The organism is Nocardia sp. NPDC056100, assembly GCF_042266325.1.
Lineage (GTDB): Bacteria > Actinomycetota > Actinomycetes > Mycobacteriales > Mycobacteriaceae > Nocardia.
Window position 1 is genome coordinate 2,415,343 of the sequence record NZ_JBHJVY010000001.1, and the last position, 22,436, is coordinate 2,437,778.

General features: G+C 66.6%; 18 protein-coding genes. 2 read left to right on the forward strand and 16 right to left on the reverse strand.

What is annotated here, in order from left to right; genetic code table 11:
• Positions 1 to 76 precede the first annotated feature (76 nt).
• Complete coding sequence (locus ACFC0O_RS11195) at positions 77 to 2,623, reverse strand: ATP-dependent Clp protease ATP-binding subunit (protein WP_375955733.1); 2,547 nt, start codon at positions 2,621 to 2,623, stop codon at positions 77 to 79.
• A 144-nt stretch (positions 2,624 to 2,767) separates the two neighbouring features.
• Positions 2,768 to 2,998: a hypothetical protein gene (locus tag ACFC0O_RS11200; protein WP_364628731.1), complete on the reverse strand. Its 231-nt coding sequence runs from the start codon at positions 2,996 to 2,998 to the stop codon at positions 2,768 to 2,770.
• Between the two features lie 265 nt (positions 2,999 to 3,263).
• On the opposite strand from ACFC0O_RS11200, the gene ACFC0O_RS11205 reads away from it, so the two are divergent.
• Entirely contained in the window at positions 3,264 to 6,977 is a 3,714-nt protein-coding gene (locus tag ACFC0O_RS11205) for a BTAD domain-containing putative transcriptional regulator (RefSeq protein WP_375955735.1), read from the forward strand.
• A gap of 102 nt (positions 6,978 to 7,079) precedes the next feature.
• On the opposite strand, the gene ACFC0O_RS11210 is transcribed toward ACFC0O_RS11205, so the two are convergent.
• The 4 genes from ACFC0O_RS11210 to ACFC0O_RS11225 form a co-directional block, all read right to left on the reverse strand.
• Positions 7,080 to 7,424 carry an Lsr2 family protein gene (locus tag ACFC0O_RS11210; RefSeq protein ID WP_364628725.1) on the reverse strand — a complete coding sequence of 115 codons (345 nt, stop codon included), beginning with the start codon at positions 7,422 to 7,424 and terminating at the stop codon, positions 7,080 to 7,082.
• Positions 7,425 to 7,558: 134 nt separating this feature from the next.
• The gene (locus tag ACFC0O_RS11215) at positions 7,559 to 8,224 is read right to left on the reverse strand and encodes an Rv3235 family protein (protein WP_375955737.1); all 666 of its coding nucleotides are present in this window, start codon (positions 8,222 to 8,224) and stop codon (positions 7,559 to 7,561) included.
• Between the two features lie 118 nt (positions 8,225 to 8,342).
• Complete coding sequence (locus tag ACFC0O_RS11220) at positions 8,343 to 8,990, reverse strand: hypothetical protein (RefSeq protein WP_375955738.1); 648 nt, start codon at positions 8,988 to 8,990, stop codon at positions 8,343 to 8,345.
• 89 nt (positions 8,991 to 9,079) lie between these two features.
• Entirely contained in the window at positions 9,080 to 10,573 is a 1,494-nt protein-coding gene (locus ACFC0O_RS11225; RefSeq protein WP_375955740.1) for a flavin-containing monooxygenase, read from the reverse strand.
• Positions 10,574 to 10,643: 70 nt separating this feature from the next.
• Here ACFC0O_RS11225 and ACFC0O_RS11230 point away from each other — a divergent pair, with 70 nt between their 5' ends.
• Positions 10,644 to 11,663, forward strand: coding sequence for an AraC family transcriptional regulator (locus tag ACFC0O_RS11230; protein WP_364628716.1), 1,020 nt, complete (start codon positions 10,644 to 10,646; stop codon positions 11,661 to 11,663).
• A gap of 415 nt (positions 11,664 to 12,078) precedes the next feature.
• Here the strand turns inward: ACFC0O_RS11230 and ACFC0O_RS11235 are convergent, their stop codons facing one another.
• The 10 genes from ACFC0O_RS11235 to ACFC0O_RS11280 all read right to left on the reverse strand — a co-directional run bounded on the left by ACFC0O_RS11235 (position 12,079) and on the right by ACFC0O_RS11280 (position 22,435).
• Complete coding sequence (locus tag ACFC0O_RS11235; protein WP_375955742.1) at positions 12,079 to 12,885, reverse strand: nuclear transport factor 2 family protein; 807 nt, start codon at positions 12,883 to 12,885, stop codon at positions 12,079 to 12,081.
• 73 nt (positions 12,886 to 12,958) lie between these two features.
• Entirely contained in the window at positions 12,959 to 13,825 is an 867-nt protein-coding gene (locus tag ACFC0O_RS11240) for an LLM class F420-dependent oxidoreductase (protein WP_375955743.1), read from the reverse strand.
• Positions 13,826 to 13,867: 42 nt separating this feature from the next.
• Positions 13,868 to 15,184, reverse strand: a complete 1,317-nt coding sequence (locus tag ACFC0O_RS11245) for a lipase family protein (RefSeq protein WP_375956118.1) — start codon at positions 15,182 to 15,184, stop codon at positions 13,868 to 13,870.
• A gap of 218 nt (positions 15,185 to 15,402) precedes the next feature.
• A complete protein-coding gene (locus ACFC0O_RS11250) occupies positions 15,403 to 16,062 on the reverse strand; it encodes a hypothetical protein (protein ID WP_375955745.1) in 660 nt (219 codons plus the stop codon).
• Between the two features lie 21 nt (positions 16,063 to 16,083).
• A complete protein-coding gene (locus ACFC0O_RS11255) occupies positions 16,084 to 17,040 on the reverse strand; it encodes an MlaD family protein (protein ID WP_375955747.1) in 957 nt (318 codons plus the stop codon).
• Complete coding sequence (locus tag ACFC0O_RS11260) at positions 17,037 to 18,134, reverse strand: MlaD family protein (RefSeq protein WP_375955748.1); 1,098 nt, start codon at positions 18,132 to 18,134, stop codon at positions 17,037 to 17,039. Before ACFC0O_RS11260 ends, ACFC0O_RS11255 begins: the two co-directional genes overlap by 4 nt.
• Before the next feature lie 197 nt (positions 18,135 to 18,331).
• Entirely contained in the window at positions 18,332 to 19,414 is a 1,083-nt protein-coding gene (locus ACFC0O_RS11265; protein WP_375955750.1) for an MlaD family protein, read from the reverse strand.
• Positions 19,414 to 20,427 carry an MlaD family protein gene (locus tag ACFC0O_RS11270; RefSeq protein WP_375955752.1) on the reverse strand — a complete coding sequence of 338 codons (1,014 nt, stop codon included), beginning with the start codon at positions 20,425 to 20,427 and terminating at the stop codon, positions 19,414 to 19,416. The genes ACFC0O_RS11265 and ACFC0O_RS11270 overlap by 1 nt, the downstream gene beginning before the upstream one ends.
• Complete coding sequence (locus tag ACFC0O_RS11275; protein ID WP_375955754.1) at positions 20,415 to 21,410, reverse strand: MlaD family protein; 996 nt, start codon at positions 21,408 to 21,410, stop codon at positions 20,415 to 20,417. Before ACFC0O_RS11275 ends, ACFC0O_RS11270 begins: the two co-directional genes overlap by 13 nt.
• The gene (locus ACFC0O_RS11280) at positions 21,407 to 22,435 is read right to left on the reverse strand and encodes an MlaD family protein (RefSeq protein WP_375955756.1); all 1,029 of its coding nucleotides are present in this window, start codon (positions 22,433 to 22,435) and stop codon (positions 21,407 to 21,409) included. The genes ACFC0O_RS11275 and ACFC0O_RS11280 overlap by 4 nt, the downstream gene beginning before the upstream one ends.
• Between the last annotated feature and the right edge of the window lies 1 nt (position 22,436).

Below are 22,436 nucleotides of genomic sequence, written 5' to 3' on the forward strand. Positions count from 1 at the left end.
TTCGAATTCAAAGCGAGTGCCGGAAAGGTAGCGCCGCGCCGGTAGTGGACCCGGCGCGGCGCTGCCTGTGGGGCAGCTAGCGTTTGGACTTACCGCTGCCGGACTTGGCGTGACCGTTCTTGGAGTTGCTGCGCTTGTCGATCGAGGCGATGGTGCCCTCGCTGGTCTTGGCGCCGTCGCGGTGCACGGCTTCGATGACCAGGCCGTTGGCGTCGGCGTCGATGCGGACCGTATCGCCCGCGCCCAGCGCGCCGTCCAGGATCTGTTTGGCCAGGGCGTTGTCCATCTGCTTCTGCACGGTGCGGCGCAGTGGGCGGGCGCCGAATTCGGGCTGATAGCCGGTGTCGGCGAGCCAGTCCATGGCCTTATCGGTGACGTCGAGTTCGATGTCCTGACCGCGCAGGCGGCGGCGGGTGCCGTCCAGCACCAGATCCACGATATTGCGCAGCTGATCGCGGTCCAGGCGGCGGAAGACGATCTGCTCATCGAGGCGATTGAGGAACTCGGGCCGGAAGTGCTGACGCAACCGTTCCTCCAGCTGCGGCGTAATCGATTCCAGGTCACCGTCTTTCGCGGCCAGGATGATGTCCGAGCCGATATTGCTGGTGAGGATCACGATGGTGTTCTTGAAATCCACCGTGCGGCCCTTGGAATCGGTGACCCGGCCGTCATCGAGGAGTTGCAGCAGCACATTGAACACATCCGGGTGCGCCTTCTCCACCTCGTCGAACAGGATCACCGAATACGGCTGGCGGCGCACCTTATCGGTGAGCTGGGCGGCATCGTCGTAGCCGACGTATCCGGGCGGCGCGCCGACCAGCCTGGATACCGTGTGCTTCTCCTGGAATTCGCTCATATCGAAGCGAATGAGCCGGTCCTCGTCACCGAATACGGCCTGCGCCAGCGCTTTCGCGAGTTCGGTCTTGCCGACGCCGGTGGGACCCAGGAACAGGAAGGAGCCGATCGGCCGATTGGGATCCTTGAGTCCGGCCCGCGCCCGGCGCACCGCCTCGGCCACCGCGATAATGGCCTCGTCCTGCCCGACCACTCGTTTATGCAGCACCTCTTCGAGTTTCAGCAGTTTCTGCCGTTCCTCGACGGTGAGATCGGCGACCGGGATGCCGGTCTGGCGTGAGATCACCTCGGCGATATCGGTGACAGTCACCTGCTGCACCTCGGCGGAGGTGGCGTCGTCCGAGCCGGAATCCTTTTCCGCCTTGGCGATTTCGTCCTTGAGCTTGTTCGCCTTCGCGTAATCCTCACCGGCGACGGCGGCATCCTTCTCCCGGCGCAGGCTCGCCAGGCGCTCCTGATGCTCGCGCGCCTCGGGATCCAGTGTGCGCGTGCGCAATCGGACGCGCGCACCCGCCTGATCGACCAGATCGATGGCCTTGTCCGGCATGAACCGGTCGGTGAGATAGCGATCGGACAGTTCGGCCGCGGCGATCAGCGCCTCGTCGTCGTAGTGCACCTGGTGGTGCTCCTCGTACACATCGACCAGGCCGCGCAGGATTTCGATGGTGTCGGTCACCGACGGCTCGGACACCATGACCGGCTGGAAGCGCCGCTCCAGCGCGGCGTCCTTCTCGATGTACTTGCGATATTCGTCGATGGTGGTCGCGCCGATGCAGTGCAGTTCACCGCGCGCCAGTGCGGGTTTGAGCAGATTGCCCGCGTCCATCGCGCCCTCACCGCCGCCGCCCGCGCCGACGATGGTGTGCAGCTCATCGATGAAGATCACCAATTCCTCGGAGTGCGCGCGCACTTCGTCGAGGATCTTGGTGAGCCGCTCCTCGAATTCACCGCGATACTTGCTGCCCGCCACCAGCGAACCCACATCCAGCGCGATGACGCGACGGCCCGCGAGCGTCTCGGGCACATCACCGTTCACGATGCGCTGGGCCAGGCCCTCCACGATGGCGGTCTTGCCAACGCCGGGATCGCCGATGAGCACCGGATTGTTCTTGCGCCGCCGGGACAGGATCTCCACGGTCTGCTCGATCTCTTGGGCGCGGCCCACCACCGGATCGACCTTGCCCGCGCGGGCCTCGGCGGTGAGATCGCGACCGTACTCGTCCAGGGTCGGGGTATCGCTGGGTTCCTTGGGCGCGTTGGCGGTCGGGAGTTTGCCCGCGCCCGCGAGCGCCTGCGCGGCCGGGGTGTCCGGGCTGGCGGCGATGCCGAGCAGGATGTGTTCCGGGCCGATATAGCTGCTGCCCGCCTCGGCCGCGCTGCGCTGCGCGTTGCGCAGGGCCGCCTTGGCCGCCGGGCTCAATGCCAGGGCGTGCCCGCCGCCGTGCGCTCCGATGCCGCTGCCCGCGGCGCTGCGCATCTGTTCGCGCAATTGTTTCGGGTCCCGGCCGATCTCGGCGATGATGCTGGTCGCCGGTTCGGTGTCGGCGGCCGCGTAGAGCAGATGCTCGGGGGTGATCTCGGCGCTGCCCCATTCGTGTGCGGCCGCGCGGGCGCCGTCCACGACGGCCTTGGCGCTTTCGCTCAGCAACCGCGTCAGGTCGATGCGCTGTACCGGTGGCTGGGCCGTCATACCGGACCCGAAGAAACGCTCGAAGATATCGTCGATGGAGTCGAAGGAGCCCCTGGAGCTTGGCCAACCCTGAGTCATTGTCACCTCGTGGCATCAGGCGGGCGCGCCCGTTTCACGGCAGCCAGGACGCGCCAGCATACGAATGGCGAACTCGCATCCACACTAGCGACCGGGCTCGAAAGGGCAAGGGACCGTAACGCGTTTGTGTTCAGTTCCCGGCGGTCACTCCGCGCCGGCGCCCACCGGGGCGAAGGGCGCGTAATCGCGTACGTGGCCCTCGGTCCAATCCCAGAGGGACATGGGATCCACCGCTACGCCGCGCTGCAGAATCAATCGCCAACTGTGGTCCTGCTTCTCCCAGATATCGCCGTCACGGTCGACGTAGAAGCCGTCCGCGGCGGGCTCGACACCGCTTTCTCCGAATCCGCTGGGGAAATCGCATTGCTCCAACATGTCGGACACCCTCTTCCTCAGGTTCGCTTCCACCCGAAAGTATCCGGCACGCCACTTCCGATTCACTTCCGGTGGGGTTGCCCGGCGGGTGAATACCGTATGCGCGGCGAACAATGTTCCGTAGCACGAGATTCAGGCCGTGCTCCGGCACGGCCATAACTATCCGACAACTATTGCGCAAACTTTTGGCATCTTCGAGTTTTTGCGGGATAGTGCTCTTCTTGCGGCGAACGTCCAGTTTGCTTCCGGGGTGTCAGGAGGGTGGATGACAGGGCCGGAGATACGGGTGCTCGGCCCGCTGCGCCTGACCCTCGGCGGTGAGCGGATCGCGCTCGGCACCCCGATGCAGCGGGCCGTACTCGGGCGGCTGATCGTGGGGCGCGGCCAGGCCGTGCCCGCCGAACGGCTGGTGGATGACCTGTGGGCGGGGATGCCGCCGCCCAAGGCCGCCTCGGTCCTGCAGGTACATATTCACAATCTGCGGCGGCTGTTCGAACCGGATCGGGCACGCCGCGCGCCCTCCCGATACATTGTGTCCGAATCGTCCGGATATGCATTGAAAATCGCCGAGAATGCCGTGGACGCATGGCAATTCGAACAGCAACTTCGGACCTATCAGGAACTGATCAGCAATCCCGAGACCCGGCCCGCGCCCGGTGAGCGCAACGCCCTGCTGGAGACCGTGCTCACGCAATGGCACGGGCCCGCGCTGGAAGCCTTCGCCGACTTCGAATGGGCCGCCGCGGAGGCGGATCGGCTCACCGATCTGCGCCTCACCGCCGTCGAACTCAATGCGCAGGCGAAACTCGAACTGGCGCGGGCGGGCGAGGTCGTCATCGAACTGCGCGCGCTCTTCGACGAACACCCCGGACGCGAAGAACTCGTCCGGCTGCTCGCCACCGCGCAATATCAGCAGGGCCAGCAATTGGAGGCGCTCACCACAATTCGGCGCTCCCGCGAATTCCTCAGCGACGAATTCGGCGTCGACCCGGGACCGGGACTGCGGCACCTGGAGACCGCGATCCTCACCCACGCCGCCGAACTCACCGTTCCCGGCGGACTGCTCACCGTCGCCGAGACCGCCGAACCGCATCCGGCCACCGTCGGCTATTTTCCCGAAACCCCTTCCGCCACCGGCTACTCCGGTGAACTCTCCGAACTGCTCACCCTCTCCGAGAACGCACGGGTCGGGCGGCTGCGATTGGCGTGGATCTCCGGCGAAGCCGGAATAGGCAAGACCACCCTCGCCGAGAGCGCGCTATCCGCGCTGACCGCCACCGGCTGGATCGCGGCCACCGGCAACTGCCCGGAAATCGACGGAGCGCCCATGGCCTGGGCCTGGACCGAAATCAGCGCGACACTGGACAGTGCGGCGGCGCAACCGTTTCCGACCGGTGACGATCTCCGCCGGGCAGGAGTGATCGGCGACAGCCGCGGCGATGGAACCGGGTGGGCCGGAGGGACGCCCGACAGCCGCACCGGCGGGGCCGAGGACGCGTTCACGCTGTCGCGGCGGCTGGCTCAATCATGTAGGCAGGCAGCGGATTTCGGTCCGGTGGTGCTCCTGCTGGAGAATGTGCACCGGGCCGATGCGGCGACCCTGCAGGTGCTGCGGCAGGTGGTGCATTGGCTGCGGGATGAGCCGGTGCTGGTGATCGTCACCGCGCGGCGCTCCGAGGCGGGGCCGGAAGTGCGCAATACCGCCGCCGCCCTTGCCCGGTCGACCTCCGTGCAGATGGAATTGAGCGGACTGGATCAGGCGGGGACACGACAGGTCGCCGAGGCGGCCGGACTCGCGCCGCTGGGGCCGGAGACGCTGGCGCAATTGCACGGCCGCACCGGCGGCAATCCGCTTTTCGTGCGGGAACTGGCGAAGCTGCTCGCCGCGCACGGGAATATCGAGCAGGTGCCGGACTCCATTCGGGAGATCGTCGACAATCGCATCGCGCGGCTGCCCACCGGCGTCGCCGAAGTGCTGCAGCACATTTCGATCTGGGGCAGCGGTATGGACCTCGGGCTGCTCACCCTGGCGTCCGGGCTGGGACAGGACGCCCTGATCGATCTGATCGCCGCCGCCGAGGCCGCCGGGCTAGTCGGCACCGACAGCACCGGCGGCATCCGATTCGTGCACGCCCTCATCCGCGATGCCGTCTACCTCGGCATCCCGCCGCTGCGCCGGGGCCGGATGCATTGGGCGGCACTGGAACTGCTGCGCTCCCACGCCGATTCCCAGCCCGCCCTGGCACGCGACCCGGATGTGCTGGCGCGGCACGCCATCCTCGGAGCGAGCACCGAAACAGCCAGAGCTGCAATAGAATACGTGCGCACCGCCGCGCGCCGACGGACCGCCCAGCGCAATCGCGCGGAATGCGTGCGCCTGCTCCGGGCCGCGGTGGAACTTCACGAACTCGCCGGTGACACCGCCGAACACGCTGAACACACCGATCGTGTCGCTCTGCTGGATACGCGCTGCGCCCTGGTCACCGCGCTGGCCTACGACAATATGCACCGTGAGGCCCGCGCCGAACGCGCCCGCGCCCTCACCCTCGCCGAAACCCTTGGCTCCCCCCGCCTGCGCGCGCAGGCCCTGACCTGCTGGCGCGCCCCGGTCATCTGGGCGATCCGGGAATGGCGCACCCCCGACCACCGCATGCGACAGGCCCTGTCCCGCGCCCTGGCCCCCTACGGCATCACCTACCCCGCCGCATCCTGGACCACCGAATCGGTCACCGGAACACCCGCCGCACGGCAATCATCACTCGCACGCGACAGCGAAACGGCCTTCGCGCCGGGCAGATCCCCCGCGACCGACGGCGAGACGGCCGCAACGACACCGCAGTCAATGGGGCCGAGTGCCGGACAGGGGCAATCGCCCCGATGGGACGCCCACGCGGGCTCCGCGCTGGGCGAACCCCGTTACGCCCCCGGCGAATTCATCTCCGATATGGATCTGTCGGCGCAGCGGTTGCGGGCGTCGGCGGCGGAGTGGGGTGTGGCGGAAGGGCTTTCGCTGGAGGAGTTGGTGCGGTTGTTGATCACGGCGACGTTCGAGGCGGGGCTGGAGGAGTATGAGGCGGGGCAGCGGTTGGCGCGGGAGGCGCTGGCGCTGGCCCGGACGCTCGGCGATACCGAATTGTTCTGTGCGGCAGTGAATGCGGTGACGTATCTGGAGTACGACTACGGGGTCGACTTCTTCGCGTTGATCGCGGAGTTGGAGTTGGTGGCCGCGGGGGCGGGGCTGGCCGAGTATCAGGCCGTGGCGCACTATATGGAATACCGTGCGGCGGTGGCGCGGTCGGATCTGCGGGAGGCGGGGCGGCTGGCGGCGCAGGCGGTGGAGCTGGCCGACGAGGGGCAATTGCAGTCGCTGCTGGATCTGGTCAGCTGTTTCGCGGCGAGCCTGGAGCTGCTGCGCGGCGAGGTGGAGCCCGCCGAGCGGCTGTACGAGCAATTCGGCAGGCGGATAACGCGTTCCGGGATCGCCAACGCGGCCGAGGCGAAGTTGTTCTGCGCGCTCGCGATCGGATGGGCGCGCGGTGATCTGTCGGTGCTGGTGGGGCGATTGGGCGAGACCTACACGCTGCTGCCGGGGACCTTCGGACAGGCGTACGCGCTCTCCCTCGTGCACGCCGGTGATACCGACCGGGCGCGTGCGGTCTACCACGAGACGGCCGGGGTGCGCGAGGAGATGTATCCGATGCTGATGTCGGCATTGCGCGCGCATACCGCCATCGCACTGGGCGAAACGGACGATATCGCGGCGCTCTATGAATACCTTTTGCCGCATTCGGGAGCGATCATCGGCAGCGAAACCAGTATGGCCTCGTTCGGACCGATGGACGCGGTACTGGCCACGCTCGCACAGGCACTCGGCGATACTGCCGCGGCGACCGCGCATCGCGAACGCGCCAAGCGGCAACTGGAGCGAATCCGGACCGAACTTCCGATAGCCGGAAATTCGCTACTTCGCCTTGCTTAACATCTGGGTCGGAAATTTCCACTCGGAATGACAGCAGCCGGTGACCGGAAGGCCACCGGCTGCCGCCGAATTTCCCTACGGGCGAGGGTTAATCGCCCGGTATTACTTCGCCCGCTGGTAAGCATCGACGATCTCGGCCGGGATACGGCCGCGCGAGGAGACCTGATGGCCCTGAGCGCGCGCCCACTCCCGAATCGCGGTGCTTTCCTCCCGGTCAACGGCCGGACGAGTACGCCCGCCCGCCGCCGTGACCTTGCGCTGCTTGGAACGACCGACCTTGCGGGCCTTCTCGGTCCAGGGTTCGAGAGACTCCCGCAGCTTGCCGGCATTCTTGATCGACAGATCGATCTCGTAGTCCAAGCCGTCGATCGAGAAAAAGACTGTCTCGTCGGCCTTCGATTCGCCGTCGTAGTCGTCAACCAGAGTTACGGTGACTTTCTTCGCCATGGACTGCCCTTCCACGTAGAGGTGCCGCTATTCGCCGAAATGCTAATGCCGCGGCGGGGTAGTTTCAAACCAGGCGCGAATGGAATTCGGTGAGATCAGACTATTCTGCTATTACCGCGGAGACCATCCGGTCTTCAGCACACCCGGAAAACGGTCAACCGCCACCCGGAACGACCGCGGACAATACGGGCGGCAAGTGCGAAATGTCGCGTTCCCCGGTCGTATCCCGCGCACACTTCCGCGGCCCCCGCACCGGCCATGATCACATCGATCCTGGTGAGGGTGGCGGCGCCGAGTTCACTCCCGGGGGCCTGCCCGTGCTCGGCCAAAGTGCGCAGTACCGCGATCACACTCGGCTCCGCGAGCGGGCGCAGTTGTACCGGTGAGCGCCGCCCGTCGAGCACCTCGAGAGCCAACCGCAGTGCCGCCCCGGCGAATTGACGCGGGGCGGTATCGCCCGCGTCACAGGGGTGTGATTTCGCAGCGTGCGAAGCCTGTAATACCCGTTGTAGCGCAACGGTTCCGGTGCGCCGCGCGGCCGCATTACGCATGACGTGATTGCGACAGGAGCGCGGGCTCGATTGCGCCGCCGATTGCGTTCGCGCCCGGGCGCGCCGCCGCGCGGGACGACTCCGGGAGCGGATACAGGGCGCTGTCGCGGGTTCGAAATCGGGTGCGGGCAGCATCGTGGCAACGCCGGAAATCGGTATCGCGGCAATGCCGGAAATCACCGCGGCGGCACCCGGAATCGACCTCCGGGCAGCGCCCGGAATCAGTATCGCGGCATCACCGGAAATCATCTGCGCTCCCCTCCCCGGCGGATTCAGCCGGCCGTAACGGCAGCCTGACATGCGATGTAGCCAGCGGTAAACCCCAAGTGCGGCTTCGCGCACCCCTTGCCGGAATGTCGCGCGCGGGCTACTTCAGCAGCGCCAGCCGCCCGGCGAAATCGGTGGGCAGATACAGCAGCGGGCTCGTCGTCCACGGCTGACCGGACTGCGGATCGTACTGTGCGGGCATCGCCACCCCGGCGGGCGCGAAGGCATGGAACCCGCGCTTGGCCGTGGTCCGGGTGGCCCGCCACAGGTGATCCTGGAACGCCACCACGGCAGCGGCGTCGGAAGCCGCCGCGCCGCCGCGCAATTCCGCGACCTTGGCCGCCACGCCGTCGGTGGAGAGGTAGACGAGCGTGCCGTCGGCGGCGCGATCCGGATCGATGGAAATCACATCGGTCAGGCCGTACCGCTCCCGCAGCACCTGCGCGATCTCGGTCTGCGCGTACACCGGAACGGCTCGATCACCGCGTGCGGCCACCACAGTCGCGGCCAGCGCCTCGTTCACCGGACCCGGTTCGCCGATGGTGCGCGTCGAATCCGTGCCGGGCGCAAGCCGATTGCCGAAGCTGTAGGCCACGATCAGCGTCGCGGAATCCGCCGGTGCGGTGGGCACGGTCCACAGGTCCACCGCGGCGGGCGGGGCGGCCTGTGCGGCCGCGGGCAGCAGCCACGCCGCCGATCCCAGCACCGCCATGGTCGCCACCGCCGCCGCCGTCCGCTTCGCTCTCACGAATCCGATGCTAACGACTGGCAATTCACAGCCCACTGTGACCTACCACACGCCGAGCGGTGCGGCCGCATCAGTGCGGGGTCGCGAACTCAGACCCGGGCGGGGGTCTTCGCCGCCACCGGGCGCAGGGTCTTGCGCAGATCGGTGCGCATGGTGGTGGCCGAATCGATGAGGTAGTTCTGGCGCACCTGCCACGGATGCCGGTCGCCCTGGCGCGGGAACTCCGAAATCGAGCGCTGCACATAGCCGGAGGCCAGATCCAGCAGCGGGCGCTCGCCCAGAGCGCGATCGGGCTGCGGGACGACGGCCCGGTAGCCGCTGCGATCCATATAACCCAGCACCTTGCACACCAGGCGCGAGGACAGGTCGGCGCGCAGCGTCCAGGAGGCATTGGTGTAGCCGATGCAGACCGCGAAATTCGGCACGCCGGTGATCATGGTGCCCTGCCAGACGAACTGATCGGCCAGATCCACCGGAGCCCCGTCGACCGAGAGACCGATGCCGCCGAAGGCGAGCAATTGCAGACCGGTCGCGGTGATCACCACATCGGCCTCCAGCACCCGCCCGGACTTCAGCCGAATCCCTTCCGGCACAAAGGATTCGATGTGATCGGTGACGACCTCGGCCTTACCCTTGCGCATGGCCTTGAAGAAGTCGGCGTCCGGCACCGCGCACAGCCGCTGATCCCACGGGTTGTAGTCGGGGGTGAAATGCTCGGCCACCAGCGCGTCATCCTTGAGGATGCGGGCGGTGAGCCCGGTCAGCATCTTGCGCGCGGATTCCGGGCGGCGGCGGCAGTACTGATAGAAGCCGACATTGAACAGAATGTTCTTGGTGCGGATCACCCGGTGCGCCAGCCCCGGCGGCAGCAGTTCGCGCACCCGGTCGGCGATCTTGTCCCGGCCCGGGACCGCGGAGATCCAGGTGGGGCTGCGCTGCAGCATGGTGACCTTCTCGGCTTGTTCGGCCATGGCGGGCACCAGGGTCACCGCGGTCGCGCCGCTGCCGATGATCACGACCTTCTTATCGGTGTAATCCAGGTCCTCGGGCCAGAATTGCGGATGCACGACGGTGCCCGCGAAATCGCCGATACCGGGGAACTCCGGCTCGTAACCGTGGTCGTAGTTGTAGTAGCCCGCGCAGGAGTAGAGGAAGCCACAGGTGAGCGTGCGCTGTTCGACGCTGTCGCCGGTGCGCGTCTCCAGGGTCAGCGTCCAGCGGGAATCGCCGCTGTCCCACTGTGCGGCAAGCACTTTGGTGCCGTAGCGAATGTGCTTGTCGATGCCGTTCTCGACGGCGGTCTCGGTGATGTAGCGCAGGATGGCCGGGCCGTCCGCGATGGACTTGGCATCGGTCCACGGTTTGAACGGGTAGCCCAGGGTGAACATATCGCTGTCCGAGCGCACGCCCGGATAGCGGAACAGGTCCCAGGTGCCGCCGAGCGCGGCGCGCGATTCGAGCAGGGCGTAGCTGCGGCCGGGATGTTCGGCCTGCAATCGATACGCCGCGCCGATGCCGGAGAGTCCGGCCCCGACGATCACGACGTCTAGATGCTCGACTGTGCTGGAGGTCGCGGCGCTCATGAACTCCAGTCTGCGTCCGCCGGGCTCGCCCTTCTTGACTCTGCGCGACAAGTATTTGATTCTGAACGACATGTCGGTCATTCGATCCGCCGGATTGCGCGGCTTTCGCGCCACCGTCTCCGAACTGGGCGGCGATGCCGAAGAGCTCGCCGCGCTCTGCGGGCTGCCACCCGAGGCCCTGGACACCGACGATCTGCTCGTCCCCGATCAGGCCGTCGGCGCGGCCCTGGAACTGGCCGCGCATCGCCTGAACTGTCCGGATCTGGGGCTGCGCATGTCCCGGCGGCAGGAATTGGACATGCTCGGACCGCTCGCGCTGGCCATCCGCAATTCGCCGACGCTCGCGGATGTACTGGAGTGCACCTCGCGCTATCTGTTCGTGCACGCGCGCTCGCTCAGCCTGACCATGACACCGGATCCGTACGGCGATCGCGGCGTCACCGCGCTGCGCTACGGCGTCACCGCGCACGGCCTGCCGACGCCGGTGCAGGGCACCGATGTGGGATTGGCCTTCGTACACCGCACGATTCAGCGGCTGGCCGAGGAACGCTACGGGCTGCGCTCGGTGGAGCTGCCCTATCGACCGGCCGCGCCGATCGCGGTGTACGAGGAATTCTTCGGCGCGCCAGTGCGAATCGAGCGACCGGCCGCGGTGCTGCGGGTGCCGAGCAGTCTGGCCAATCGCCCGCTGTCCGGCGGTGACGAGAATCTGCATCGGCTCGCCATGGCCTTCCTGGCACAGCTGTCCGGCGGGGATTCGAGGGCGCTCACCCCGCAGGTGCGCATCACCCTGCAGAAGCTGCTCGGCACCGCAGCGCCCGAAATCGGCGCTGTCGCACGGCTGCTCACCATTCATCCGCGCACACTGCAACGCCGTCTGGCCGCCGAGGGCACCAGTTTCGCGGCACTGCTGGACGAGGTGCGGCGCACCGAGGCGCATCGCTACCTCACCACCACCGATATGCCGATGAGTCAGGTCGCGTCGCTGGTCGGACTGTCCGAACAATCCACCTTCACCCGGTGCTGCCAGCGCTGGTGGGGCACAACGCCTACCGCGGTGCGGCGCGGTGGTGGCGGCGCTGCGCACTGACGGCCGCGCGCGGGTATCCGGCAAAGCCGCCGGGACACAACAGCATCCGGTAGGACACCACCGCGATCGTGCGGGGCGCACGGCACTCGAACGGGGAGTACCCGCTCGAGTTCGCCTGTATCCATTGGGAAATCGGGCAATGTGAACCAGGCAATTCTCGCAATCAGTTTGCGATCTTGCCGCGTGTCCTGCGAGCGTGCCGCCGCGTACGCGCGCAGGATGAAGTGGTGATAGCCGAATGCCCTTCCTGCGCTTGGCCCTCCCCCACGCCCGTGTCCTCGCACCGCTCGGTGCAGTACCTACGGTGCGTGTGCGGACAGTGGATGATCGCCGTGCACGGGAAGGTGGTCGGCGCGGCCGGTGGCAGCAATTTCAGCCGCACCGATCCACTTTCGGCGATCGTGAGCGGGCGGGACTAGCGCGAGGGCACGAAAACGCGGACGGCTTCGATGCGGGTGCCGCGCTCATGGAAGTCGAGTTGTGCGATGCCGCGGCCGTCGCGGGTTTCAACGGTCGCGGTGACGGTGCGGCCCGCCGCGATGGGCTTGCTCCAGCGCAGACCCTTGGCGCGAACGATGAAGTCCTCCAGGGACATTCGCTCATCCTCGGCCCAGGACAGCCGGGGCACCGGGGCCAGGGCGGCGTGCGCTCCGGCGGATTCGCCGCGGCCCGCCGCGTCCAGCAGGCGACCGGCGGCCTGTTTGCCCGCGGAGCCGACGCTGCGCATGCCCTTCATGAAACCCAGTGCGCCGCCGACGCCTTGATTGCCCAGTAGCTGCGGGCCCAGCTTCGCACCCGCCAGCAGGCCCTGTACACCCGAGCCCATGAGCTGGGTGATCATGCCGGGCAGTTCCCAATGTGCGCGCAGCGCGGCGACTTTCAGCTCACCGTCGATCTCGGTGACGTCATAGCGCAGGTGCATGGGCACGTGCAGGGTGACACCGGTGGACATGGTGGTGGCGATGGTCAGATCGCGGAACACGGTCGAACCGGAGACCACATCGTGCGCGACATCGAAGGCGATGCCATTGGGCGCGATGAAGGTGTCGTAGAACCGCTCGATGGCGGCGCGGCCGATATGCGGGCGCGAACCCACCGGATCCTCCACGCCGGCGGAATCGGCGAAAAGGCCGACCCAGGCGGCGCGATCATGCGCCGCCACCGCCCGCGGGGAGGCTTCGACGGTCGCCAGCAGTTCGGCGGCAGTGGGGTTCGCGGACACGGTTCCTCCAGGTGATCAGTAGCGCGCGCGATGATACCGGCCGCCCCGTCCGGCGTCACGGGAACGGTCGGCGCTACAGCCCGGCGACCCGGGGCAGCACCTCCGCGCCGATCCGTTCGGTGTAGGCGAGCGGATCGCCATTGGGCATGAGGTTCAAGAGGGTGAACCCCAGGCCCGCGAGTTGTTCGGCATCACGCACGAATTGGTCCGGGTCGGCGAGCACGGGCCGGACGTAACAGGCCGTCTTGCGAATGCTGTCGTAATCGCGGGCCTCCGAATCACAGTGTGCGCGCAGCACATCCAGTTTGCGCGCCACATCGTCCATATCCATCACGAACAGATTGCAGGCGTCGGCGTAGCGCGCCACCATCAGCAGCGTCTTGCGCTCACCACCGCCGCCGATCAGGATGGGCGGTCGCGGCTTGCTCAAAGGCGCTGGGACACAGAGGGTCTCGGCGAGCTGATAGTGCTCGCCCTTGTACGGGCCATTGTCCGGACCCCACATCTGCAAGCAGATCTGAAGGGTTTCCTCCAGCCGTTCGAAACGTTCGGCGACCGGTACCACCGGTACGCCCAGCGCGCGCTGTTCCTTCTCGTACCAGGACGCCCCGATACCCAGCTGCGCGCGGCCACCGGAGAGCACATCCAGGGTGGTGACGATCTTGGCGAGCAGGCCCGGATAGCGGTACATGACACCGGTCACCAAGAGCCCCAAGCGCATTCGCTCGGTGACCGCCGCCAGATAGCCCAGCGTGGTGTACCCCTCCAGCATGGGCTCATCCGCGCTGCCCTGCGCCTCCATCTGGAAGTAGTGGTCCATCACCGTGAACTCCTCGAAGCCCGCCTGTTCGGCGGTCCGCGCGGTGCTGGTGAGGGTCGGGGTGATCAGTTCCGGTTCGGCCGGGGTCGAGAAGTTCCAGTAGTGCAGACCGAGTTCCATGGTGGTTCCCTCCACTGATTTCGGGGCACGAGGTCGACCGTATTATTTCGCGCCGAGCGGCTTTCCGAAGAAGGACGCGAACACCTCACCGAAGGTGTTGAACAGCAGGGCCGTGCCCTGCGGGTTCAGGAACAGTGAACCGGCGTCGGTGGTGGAGCAACCCGGTTGCGCCGGAACGCCGTCGAGTCGATCCTTCATCCACAGCATGGCCGGACCGCCGCCGGAGATCTCGGTGACGACGTGCTCGCCCAGGTGCTCGCGGGTGTATTGCACATTCGCTTCGGGATTTCGGCAGTAGGTGTCCACCAGCGTATTGACCTGGCCGACCGGAATGACCTCATCCGGATTGCCCTGCCAGATGTACATGGGCATATCGGGGACGACCTTGCCCATTCGAGTCTTGTCCAGGACATCGGCGACGACCGGCTCCTGTAGCGGGTCACCGGCGGTGTGCAGCATGCCCTTCAGATTCAGGAAGGGCAGCAGCGCGGCGGTGTATTGCAGGCACAGATTGTTCTTGACCGCGGCCAAGGTCTGCCCGAACGGATCCATGCGCTCATTCACGAAACGCGCGAAATCGGGGTATTCCCGGGTCAATCCGAGCACCGCGGCGAAGATCAGGCCCGAGGTGGCCTGCCCGTTCGCCACATTGAGCGTCACACCCAAATCGGCGGGCACACCGCCTTCGGCCGCACCCACGATATTCAGTTCGGGGGCATAGGACTGCTTCAATTCCGCGGCATGCCCGGTGACGATCGCGCCGCCGGAATAGCCGTACATGCCGATGCGGGTATCGGCGGCCAGTCGCATGGGGTCGAAATTCTTCGCGGCGCGAATACCGTCGAGGGTGATGCGCGCGCCCAGCGGTCCGGCGGCGTACGCCTCATTCGGGCCCTGGTGATCGGGAATCGATACCGCCCAGCCCTGCGCCAGCGCCCCCTGCGTGATGGCGAATTCGGCGGGCACCACGACCTGACCGCCGAGCGCGCTCAGCGACCACTGCTGCACCGCGTAGGAGGGCGCGCAGTATCCGGCCAGCGAGTCCTCGGCGATCTGCATGGAGACCAATTTGTCCGGGGCCGAACCACGCGGCTTCAACACCGTGGTCACGGCCGCGATCGGCTCATCGCGACTGTTATTGGAGCGGTAGGAGAGCTGCCAGGCGTCCACATTCACCGGGATGACACCGAAATTGGCGACATTGACCTGGCGGGCGGTAATGATCTCGCCCGGGGCCTTGCTCGCGATCACATCCGGTGCGGGGCGATAGAAGGCCGAATCCAGTTCCGGCGGAACGGCGATCGCCGGGGCCGGTTGCACCGGAATCGGATCCGCCTCCGCATTACCGGCGGCCGCCATGGCAGCCGACGACAGGATTGCGGCCAGCACGACGGCTATTCGCCGTGCGGTTTTCGGCTTGCGCACTCTCTTCCACCCTCCGAAGCAATGTGAGACTGCTCCGTCTCACACGATGGGAGAACTATCGCATGAAAGTGACCTGGATCGCAATCCCGTCCAAATGAGTTCGGCCCCACCGCAAGTGCCGGTGGGGCCGAACGACGGGAAGTCCCGCGGGATCACTGCTTGGGCAGCGCCAGATTCATACCGCCCACATCGGCGACCTTCCAGCCATTGTTCGGATCGACCGCCACGGTGTAGGTGACGGTGGTCTGCACGCCCTGCGGATTCTGCGCATTGGTGGAAGTGACATTCAGGAACACATTCACCTGGTAGACGCCGTTGTTCTGCGACATCACCTTCGCCGTCACCGGAGTCGCGCTCGAGGTCCACTTCAGCGGAACCAGGATCTCCTGCAACTTCGGCGCGGTCGCCTCGAATTTATTGGCGAGCGTGGGCGTGGTGTTGGCCTTGAGGCGGCCGGTCCACGAATTCAGATCGGAGAAGTTGATATTGGAGGCGCCGACCGAATAGTCGGTGGCGATCTGTTCGGCGCGCTGTGCGTCCGCGGAGGCGGTATCGCGGTCACGCAGATCCCCGCGCGCCGAGAGCCACAGTGCGCTCACGGTGATGAGCGCACCGATCAGGAGTACGGCCGCCGCGACGGTGCCGAGCGTGGAGAGCTTCAGCGAGACGGTCTTGGCCTGTGAGGTCTGCGCCTGCGGCGCTTCGGGCTTCGACATCTCGACCTTCGGCGCTTCGGGCTCCTGCGCCTCGGGAGCGGAGACGGCAGCGGCCTCCGCGTCGACTGCCCGCTTCGGCTCGGTGTCCTGCGACATCCGCTTCTCCTTCTTCGGTGACTACTTGACGTTGACCTGCACCCGCACGGCGTTATCGCCGGTACTGGCGAGGGCCTGCGAGATCAGGGCGCTGATATCTATTTGCGGCCCGGTCGTGCGTGCGGCATCGGCGAGCGGCTGCAATTGGGGCGCGAGGGTTTTCAATTCGGGTCCGGCCTGCTGCAACCAATCGGTCAGCTTCGCCAGGAAGGGTGCCAGCCCATTGCTGTCCACATAGGACTGCGGTCCGGGCACTCGATCGGTGAGTCTACCGACCGCCTCGACCAGATCGTTCAGAGACTGCGCGAACTGGACGAACGCGGGCGCGGCAGCCGCCGTCGCCTCCGGGATACCGTCCATATTCGAGGCGGCGGCCTGGAAACTATTCAGTAGCTGCGCGATTTTCGGTTCGCGGCTCATGATCGCCGACGCCAGCAGATCACCGGCACGGGTGAGCGCGGGCATGGCCGAATCGGTGTCGTGGAACGCCACCCCGAGGGTATTGGCCAGTGAGGCCGCAACCGCCGGATCGAGCTGGTTCATCACCTTGTTGACCAGGCGCGATACCTCGGGAATGGACAGCGGGGATTTCACCGCCGAGGTGTCCAGGCGCTGACCGTTCTTCAGGTAGGGCGCACCGCCGGTCTTGGGGCGGATCTCCACGTACGGCTCACCCAGCGCCGAGAGCTGTTCGATGCTGATGACGCTGTCGGTGGGCACCTTGCGATCGGCGTCGATGCGGAAACCGACCTCCACACCGCGCGCATTGCTGTCCACCGAGGTGATGCGGCCGATCTTCATACCGGTCAGCAGAATCGGCGAACCGACGCTCAGGCCACCGGAATTCGCCAGCACCATGGACGCATTGGTGTACTCGGCGAACGGATCCGCGCGCACCACACCGAAGGTCAGATAGCTCGCGCCGAGCACGGTGACCGCGGCGATACCGCCCAGCGATGCCAGCGAACCCCACTTCATCGCACCGCTCCGATCATGCGCAGGGTGGAGAGGATATTGCCCACCTGGTCGTCCTTGGAGACCGAATCCGTGTGCACGCCGGTGATATTCACCTTCGGGCCGTGCTCGACGAACGGAATCAGCTTGTCGCGCAGCAGGGAAACCAGCAGCGAGAGATTCGAGGACACCGACAGATCCAGCGGCGAGCCCGAGAAAGCCAGCGGCACAAACGCTTTCGCCGCGCCATCGGCCGAGCTCACCACGGGGGCCAGCCAGGCCAGCGAATTTCCCAGCTGCCCGAGCGAAGTGAAGATCTGTGCCACACCGCGAATGGAGTTGGTGACGCCGTTCAGGGTGTCCACCGACTCCTGGCTCAGCTCGTGATCCAGGAAATCCGCGCGATCATGCAGCACCTGGGCATTGACGCCCAGGCCGTTGAGCAGCGAGTCGACCTGATCCAGATTCGCGGCCAGATCCACGGCGTTGCCCGCCGCGTTCTGCGCGATGCGCTTGGTCTCGTTCGGATCGGCGGGCAGCACCGCGTTGAAGCGATTGATGATGTCCTGCAACTGATTCACCGCACCGCCCTGGGTGAAGGCGGCCAGCGCGGCCATGGTGTCCTCCAACTGCACCGCCGGATGCGTGCGCTCCTGTGGAATGGTGCCGCCCTCGCGCAACAGCGTGCCGAATCCGTCGGGCGGGGTGGTCAGCGCGAGATGGATATCGCCGAGCACCGTGTTCTGCCGCAGCTCGGCGATGGTGGTGGCGGGCAATTGCGCCTTGGTCGAGATGTCGGCGTCCACAACCACATAGCCGCCGCGTCCGCCCGCATGCGCCGAATCCACCACGCGCACCCCGGCAACCGTCCCGACCTGTGCGCCATTGGCGATAACCTTCGCCCGCGCAGGCAGATTCAGCACATTGCCGAACTCGATGTGAATCCGATACGTCGGCCCGGACACCGAAGTGCCCGGCACCGGAACAGATGCCGGATCGAACGCGCAACCCGCCGCACCGGCCACCAGGCCCGCCGACAACAACACCGCACCGACGGCCTGTCCGATGCGTTTGCCCGAGAAGGAGGCGGGGTGGCTCCGGCCGACTGCCCTCGGCACGGAGCCCGCACGCCCGGGGGTCGCTGCCCGGTGTGCGGAATCTGCCCTCATCGCAAATTCCATAGGCCCGGCAGTACCTGCGGCCAGCGCAGCCCCTGCTTGCACGAGGTGTGTCGGTGCGGGTTGCTCAGGCGTTACTACCTGGTGGGCAAAGCGGATATAACCGGCGTTGCGGGTGATTTCCCAGGGTCCGATTCTCATCGCGCACCTGCCATTCCGAGCACGAGGGGCACCAGCGGGACATCGACCATGCCGTTGCCGGGGTCGCTGCACGCGCCGGGGGTGACGGCGTTCACGGCCGCGCAGACCTGGGCCGCGTCCGGGGCGGGCAGCGCCGCGCGGGGCGAACCGTAGGTGACGCCGGAGCCCATGACCGATTTGGCGGCATTGGTGAGCACCGGCAGTTTGAGCATGATCTCCGAGAGCGAGCCGACATTGGCGCGCAGCAGGCGCACCAGCGGCAGCGTGTCGTCCAGCGCCCGCATGATCGGATCGCCGATGATGGTGATCAGATCATTGAGCATGGGCAGGGCCTGGCCCAGCCGGTCGATGAGTTCGGCTCCGGGACCGATCAATTCGGTGCTGGCATTGTTCAGCGCGGGCGCCAGGCGCAACAGCATCGAGCGCAGATCGCCCCAGTGCTGTTCCACCTTCTCGCCCACCGAGGCGAAGGCGTCGAAAATACCGGCCAGATGGCCGATATCGGCATCGGGCGCGGCCAGCGCGGAACCGAGCTGTTTGACGATCGCGTTGATCTGCGGTCCCGCGCCCGCGGTCGCGGTATCGAGCCCGGCCAGGCCGTGCGCCAGCGCGTCCGGGGCCTGCGCCTGCTGCAATTGCGAGGAAAGATCCGCCAGCGCGGTCAGCGTCTCGGTAATGCTCTTGGGCGTAAGGGTTTTGCTGATGCACTGCGAGGAGTCCCAGTGCGCCCGGTTCTTCCCGCTGGCCAGTACGGCCAGATTGCGGTCCGCGACAATGGAATCCGCGACCGTGGTGGCCGCGGCGTCGGCGTACACCGGGTACTTCGCGTCCACCGAGAAGCCGACCTTCACCTTCGCGCCGTCGGAATCGATGGAGGTCACCGTGCCCACCGCGATACCGCGCATGGTCACTTTGTTGCCCACGTACAGACCCACCGCGTCCGGCATTACCGCGCAATAGGATTCGGTCTTCTTCATGGGATCGAAGTAGATGAAGTAGCCGACCACGGCCAGCACCACCACGACCACCGCACCGGCGATGGACATGAACGCCTGCGAGGCGAGCATCCGCTTGAGCATCAGCAGTCCTTTCCGGGCAGCGGCACGCAGACCGGCACCGTCTGGGCGGACTGGTCGATGGTCACGCCGCCGTCCGGGATCACCAGCGACGACAGTTTTTGCTGTAGCTCCTGCGCCGCCGTGAGCGTCGGCGCGAAACGCGTTCCGAGCTGCTCCAACTGGGTGATGGCATCGTTCAGTTTGGGTTTGAGCGAGGCGTCCCACTGCGGCTGCGCGCCATCGAGCCGATCGAGCACCGCGCTGAGCAGGCGCAGCGCCTCCGCCATTTCGGAGTGCTTGTCCGCGAGCACGGTCACCAGCAGGTTGGCGTTGTCCATCAGGCGGCCCAGATCGGTTTTCGCGCCGTCGTACATGCGCACGTACTCATCGGCGACCGAGACCGCGTTGGAGACCTGGGTGCGCTGGCGATCCAGGGCGTCGACGTAGGTGCTCACGGTCTGCAACGTGGTGCGCAGACTGTCCGGCGCACCGTCGACGGAATTGCCGAGCGCGGCCAGATTGCGGTTCAGCGTCTGACCGTCGATCTTGGCCAGCGGGGTCGCCGCGTCCTGGAAGGTCTGCGCCAGGCTGTACGGCAGGCGCACCCGATCCGGCGGAATCGCCTTGTCGCCCAGGGCTTTATCGCCCGCCGGGAAGACCGCGACGTAGTGACCGCCGACAATGGTGAGCATCCGGATGTCCAGGGAGGTCTGATCACCCAGGAACACATCGGAATTCACCGTGAAACGCATGACCACGCGATCCGGCTTCAGCTCCAGCGATTTCACCTCGCCCACCGAGATGCCCGCGATGCGCACGTCGTCACCGGTTTTCACCGATTGCGCCTCGGAGAGTTCGGCGGTGTAGGTGTGCTTGCCGAACGGCACCACGAACAGCACGCCCGCGGCCAGCAGGCCCAGCGCGACCAGGGCCGCGCCGATAATGCCCCGGCGCAGTTCGCGCTTCTTCTTGGTGGCGTCGTCGACCACGCGGTCATTTCGAACGAACAAGCGCCGCAACGTCATCCCTTGCATATCGACACCTGCTGTCCGGAGATCAGCACCTGCACCAGCGGCGGCACGTCGGCATTGCCCTTGCTGCACAGCGGCTTCCAGCCCGTGGCATTGGGCGCGGAGACGTCGGCGGCGGCGAGTACCGCGGGCAGGCGGCCGAAGACCTCGACGGCCTGCTGCGCGTCCGGGAAGACGCGGCGAATCAGCGCGTCCACATCACTGCCGCTGTCGATGCCCAGCGTGCGCAACAGGCTGTCGATCGGGCCGAGCACCGACGGCGCGGTGGCCGCGAACTGCGCCAGCCCGCCGATATTCGCCTGCAGCGCTTCGAAAATGTCACTCAGGCGCGCCAGCAGCGGCACCAGATAGTGCACCCGACCGCTGAGCCGATCATCGAGATCGGACATATTGCGGATCAGCGTGCCGATCACCTGCTGCCGATTGTCAACGTAGGACGCGAGTTTGCCGATGGCGTCCATGGCCGGGCCGACACCGCTGCCGTCACCCTCGATCAAAGCGACCATGCTGGCGCTGAATTGATTGATGGCCTCGGGGGAAATGGTGGACAGCACCGGCTTCAGGCCGTTGAACAGGCTGGTCACATCGAAAGACGGCACGGTGTGGTCGATCTCGATGCGCGCGCCCGCCTTGACGCGCTGTCCCGGCTGCGGCTGCTGCTGCAGATCGACATAGCGCTGCCCGGTCAGATTCTGATACCGGATGGCGAGCTTGCTGTTGTCGTAGATCGGCGCGTCGGTCTTGACCGACAACTGGACCCGCGCCTTCGCACCCTCCAGTTCGATGTGCTTGATCTTGCCGACCTGCACGCCGTACATGCGCACGTCGTCACCGACCTTGAGCCCATTGGCATCGGTGAAAATCGCGTCGTGCGTTTCGGTTTCACCCGAGACCGGCCGCTGAATCGCGGTGATCACCAGCATGAGCACCACCACGATCACGGTGGTGAACAGGCCGAGCCGCCAGGCGGCGCCCTTGACCGTCATCGCGCGCCTCCCAGCAGCGGGATCGCGACGGCGGGCACGCCACGCAGATCGACCTCGACGTTGAGCACCGGGCCCTGTCCGTTATCCGGCATGGCGGCACGCAAACGCTCGATGAGCGTGCGCAATTCGGCGCTGGACTGCTGCGGCTGCGGCACCATCTGGGCCAGCATGGCCAGCACCGGCGCGAGCATATCGGTCAGTCCGGAGAGCTGATTACCGGCCGTGCCAAGGGTTTTCGCGAGTTCGGGCAGCAGCTGCCCGGTCACCAGCGCCAGATTCGAATCGTAGGTGGCCCGATTGCCCTGCAGCCGTTGCACACTGCGGATCATGTCGACCACCTGCACGGTGGCACCGGCGAATTTGCCGCCGCCGTCGAACGCCGGGCCGAGCTGGCCCATCAGCTCCGAGAGCGGCATCTTCTGGTTGTCCGCGACCGTGCGGGTGGCGGTGATGAGGGCCTGCGCCAGCGGCGTCAAAGCCTCGGTATCTGCGGCCGCCTGCGCGATCACCGATGCCATCTGCGGGGTCAGCACCGAACCGCCGACCTGCGAGGCGCTGCGCAGAATCGACCCCATGGTGGCGTCGTAGACCGCGTTCGCCCGGGCCCCGGTCAGATCGATGACCGCGCCCGCGTGCAGCGGCGCACCGCCGGATCCGCCGCGCAGTTCGATCTCACTGATGCCGAACAGGTTCGCGGGCGCGTAGTCCACCAGCATGGAATCGTCGATCCCGAACAACCGGGAGTCGTCCAGCCGCAACCCGATTCGCTGCGTCCCGTGCGCGTCGGGGGCGATATCGGTGACCTTGCCGACCACCACGCCGTTCACCCGCACCTCGGTGCCGACCAGCACGCCGTCGCCGATCTGTTCGGTGCGCAGCGTAATCGCAAGTCCGTCTTCGGTTTTCGCGGACGAGTAGACCGTCCAGCCGATCGCCACCGCGACGATCAGCGCCAGCGCGACCGCGCCGACCGCCATGGACCGTTTCCGGTCCACGGCAACACCGGGCATTCCGTAGTTCGGCATC

Excerpts from the sequence above, each read along its gene's own strand:
- ACFC0O_RS11195 (WP_375955733.1), bottom strand. The coding sequence starts at position 2,623 with ATGACTCAGGGTTGGCCAAGCTCCAGGGGCTCCTTCGACTCCATCGAC.
- ACFC0O_RS11200 (WP_364628731.1), bottom strand. The coding sequence starts at position 2,998 with ATGTTGGAGCAATGCGATTTCCCCAGCGGATTCGGAGAAAGCGGTGTC.
- ACFC0O_RS11205 (WP_375955735.1), top strand. The coding sequence starts at position 3,264 with ATGACAGGGCCGGAGATACGGGTGCTCGGCCCGCTGCGCCTGACCCTC.
- ACFC0O_RS11210 (WP_364628725.1), bottom strand. The coding sequence starts at position 7,424 with ATGGCGAAGAAAGTCACCGTAACTCTGGTTGACGACTACGACGGCGAA.
- ACFC0O_RS11215 (WP_375955737.1), bottom strand. The coding sequence starts at position 8,224 with ATGATTTCCGGTGATGCCGCGATACTGATTCCGGGCGCTGCCCGGAGG.
- ACFC0O_RS11225 (WP_375955740.1), bottom strand. The coding sequence starts at position 10,573 with ATGAGCGCCGCGACCTCCAGCACAGTCGAGCATCTAGACGTCGTGATC.
- ACFC0O_RS11230 (WP_364628716.1), top strand. The coding sequence starts at position 10,644 with ATGTCGGTCATTCGATCCGCCGGATTGCGCGGCTTTCGCGCCACCGTC.
- ACFC0O_RS11240 (WP_375955743.1), bottom strand. The coding sequence starts at position 13,825 with ATGGAACTCGGTCTGCACTACTGGAACTTCTCGACCCCGGCCGAACCG.
- ACFC0O_RS11245 (WP_375956118.1), bottom strand. The coding sequence starts at position 15,184 with ATGGCGGCCGCCGGTAATGCGGAGGCGGATCCGATTCCGGTGCAACCG.
- ACFC0O_RS11250 (WP_375955745.1), bottom strand. The coding sequence starts at position 16,062 with ATGTCGCAGGACACCGAGCCGAAGCGGGCAGTCGACGCGGAGGCCGCT.
- ACFC0O_RS11255 (WP_375955747.1), bottom strand. The coding sequence starts at position 17,040 with ATGAAGTGGGGTTCGCTGGCATCGCTGGGCGGTATCGCCGCGGTCACC.
- ACFC0O_RS11265 (WP_375955750.1), bottom strand. The coding sequence starts at position 19,414 with ATGCTCAAGCGGATGCTCGCCTCGCAGGCGTTCATGTCCATCGCCGGT.
- ACFC0O_RS11270 (WP_375955752.1), bottom strand. The coding sequence starts at position 20,427 with ATGCAAGGGATGACGTTGCGGCGCTTGTTCGTTCGAAATGACCGCGTG.
- ACFC0O_RS11275 (WP_375955754.1), bottom strand. The coding sequence starts at position 21,410 with ATGACGGTCAAGGGCGCCGCCTGGCGGCTCGGCCTGTTCACCACCGTG.
- ACFC0O_RS11280 (WP_375955756.1), bottom strand. The coding sequence starts at position 22,435 with ATGCCGAACTACGGAATGCCCGGTGTTGCCGTGGACCGGAAACGGTCC.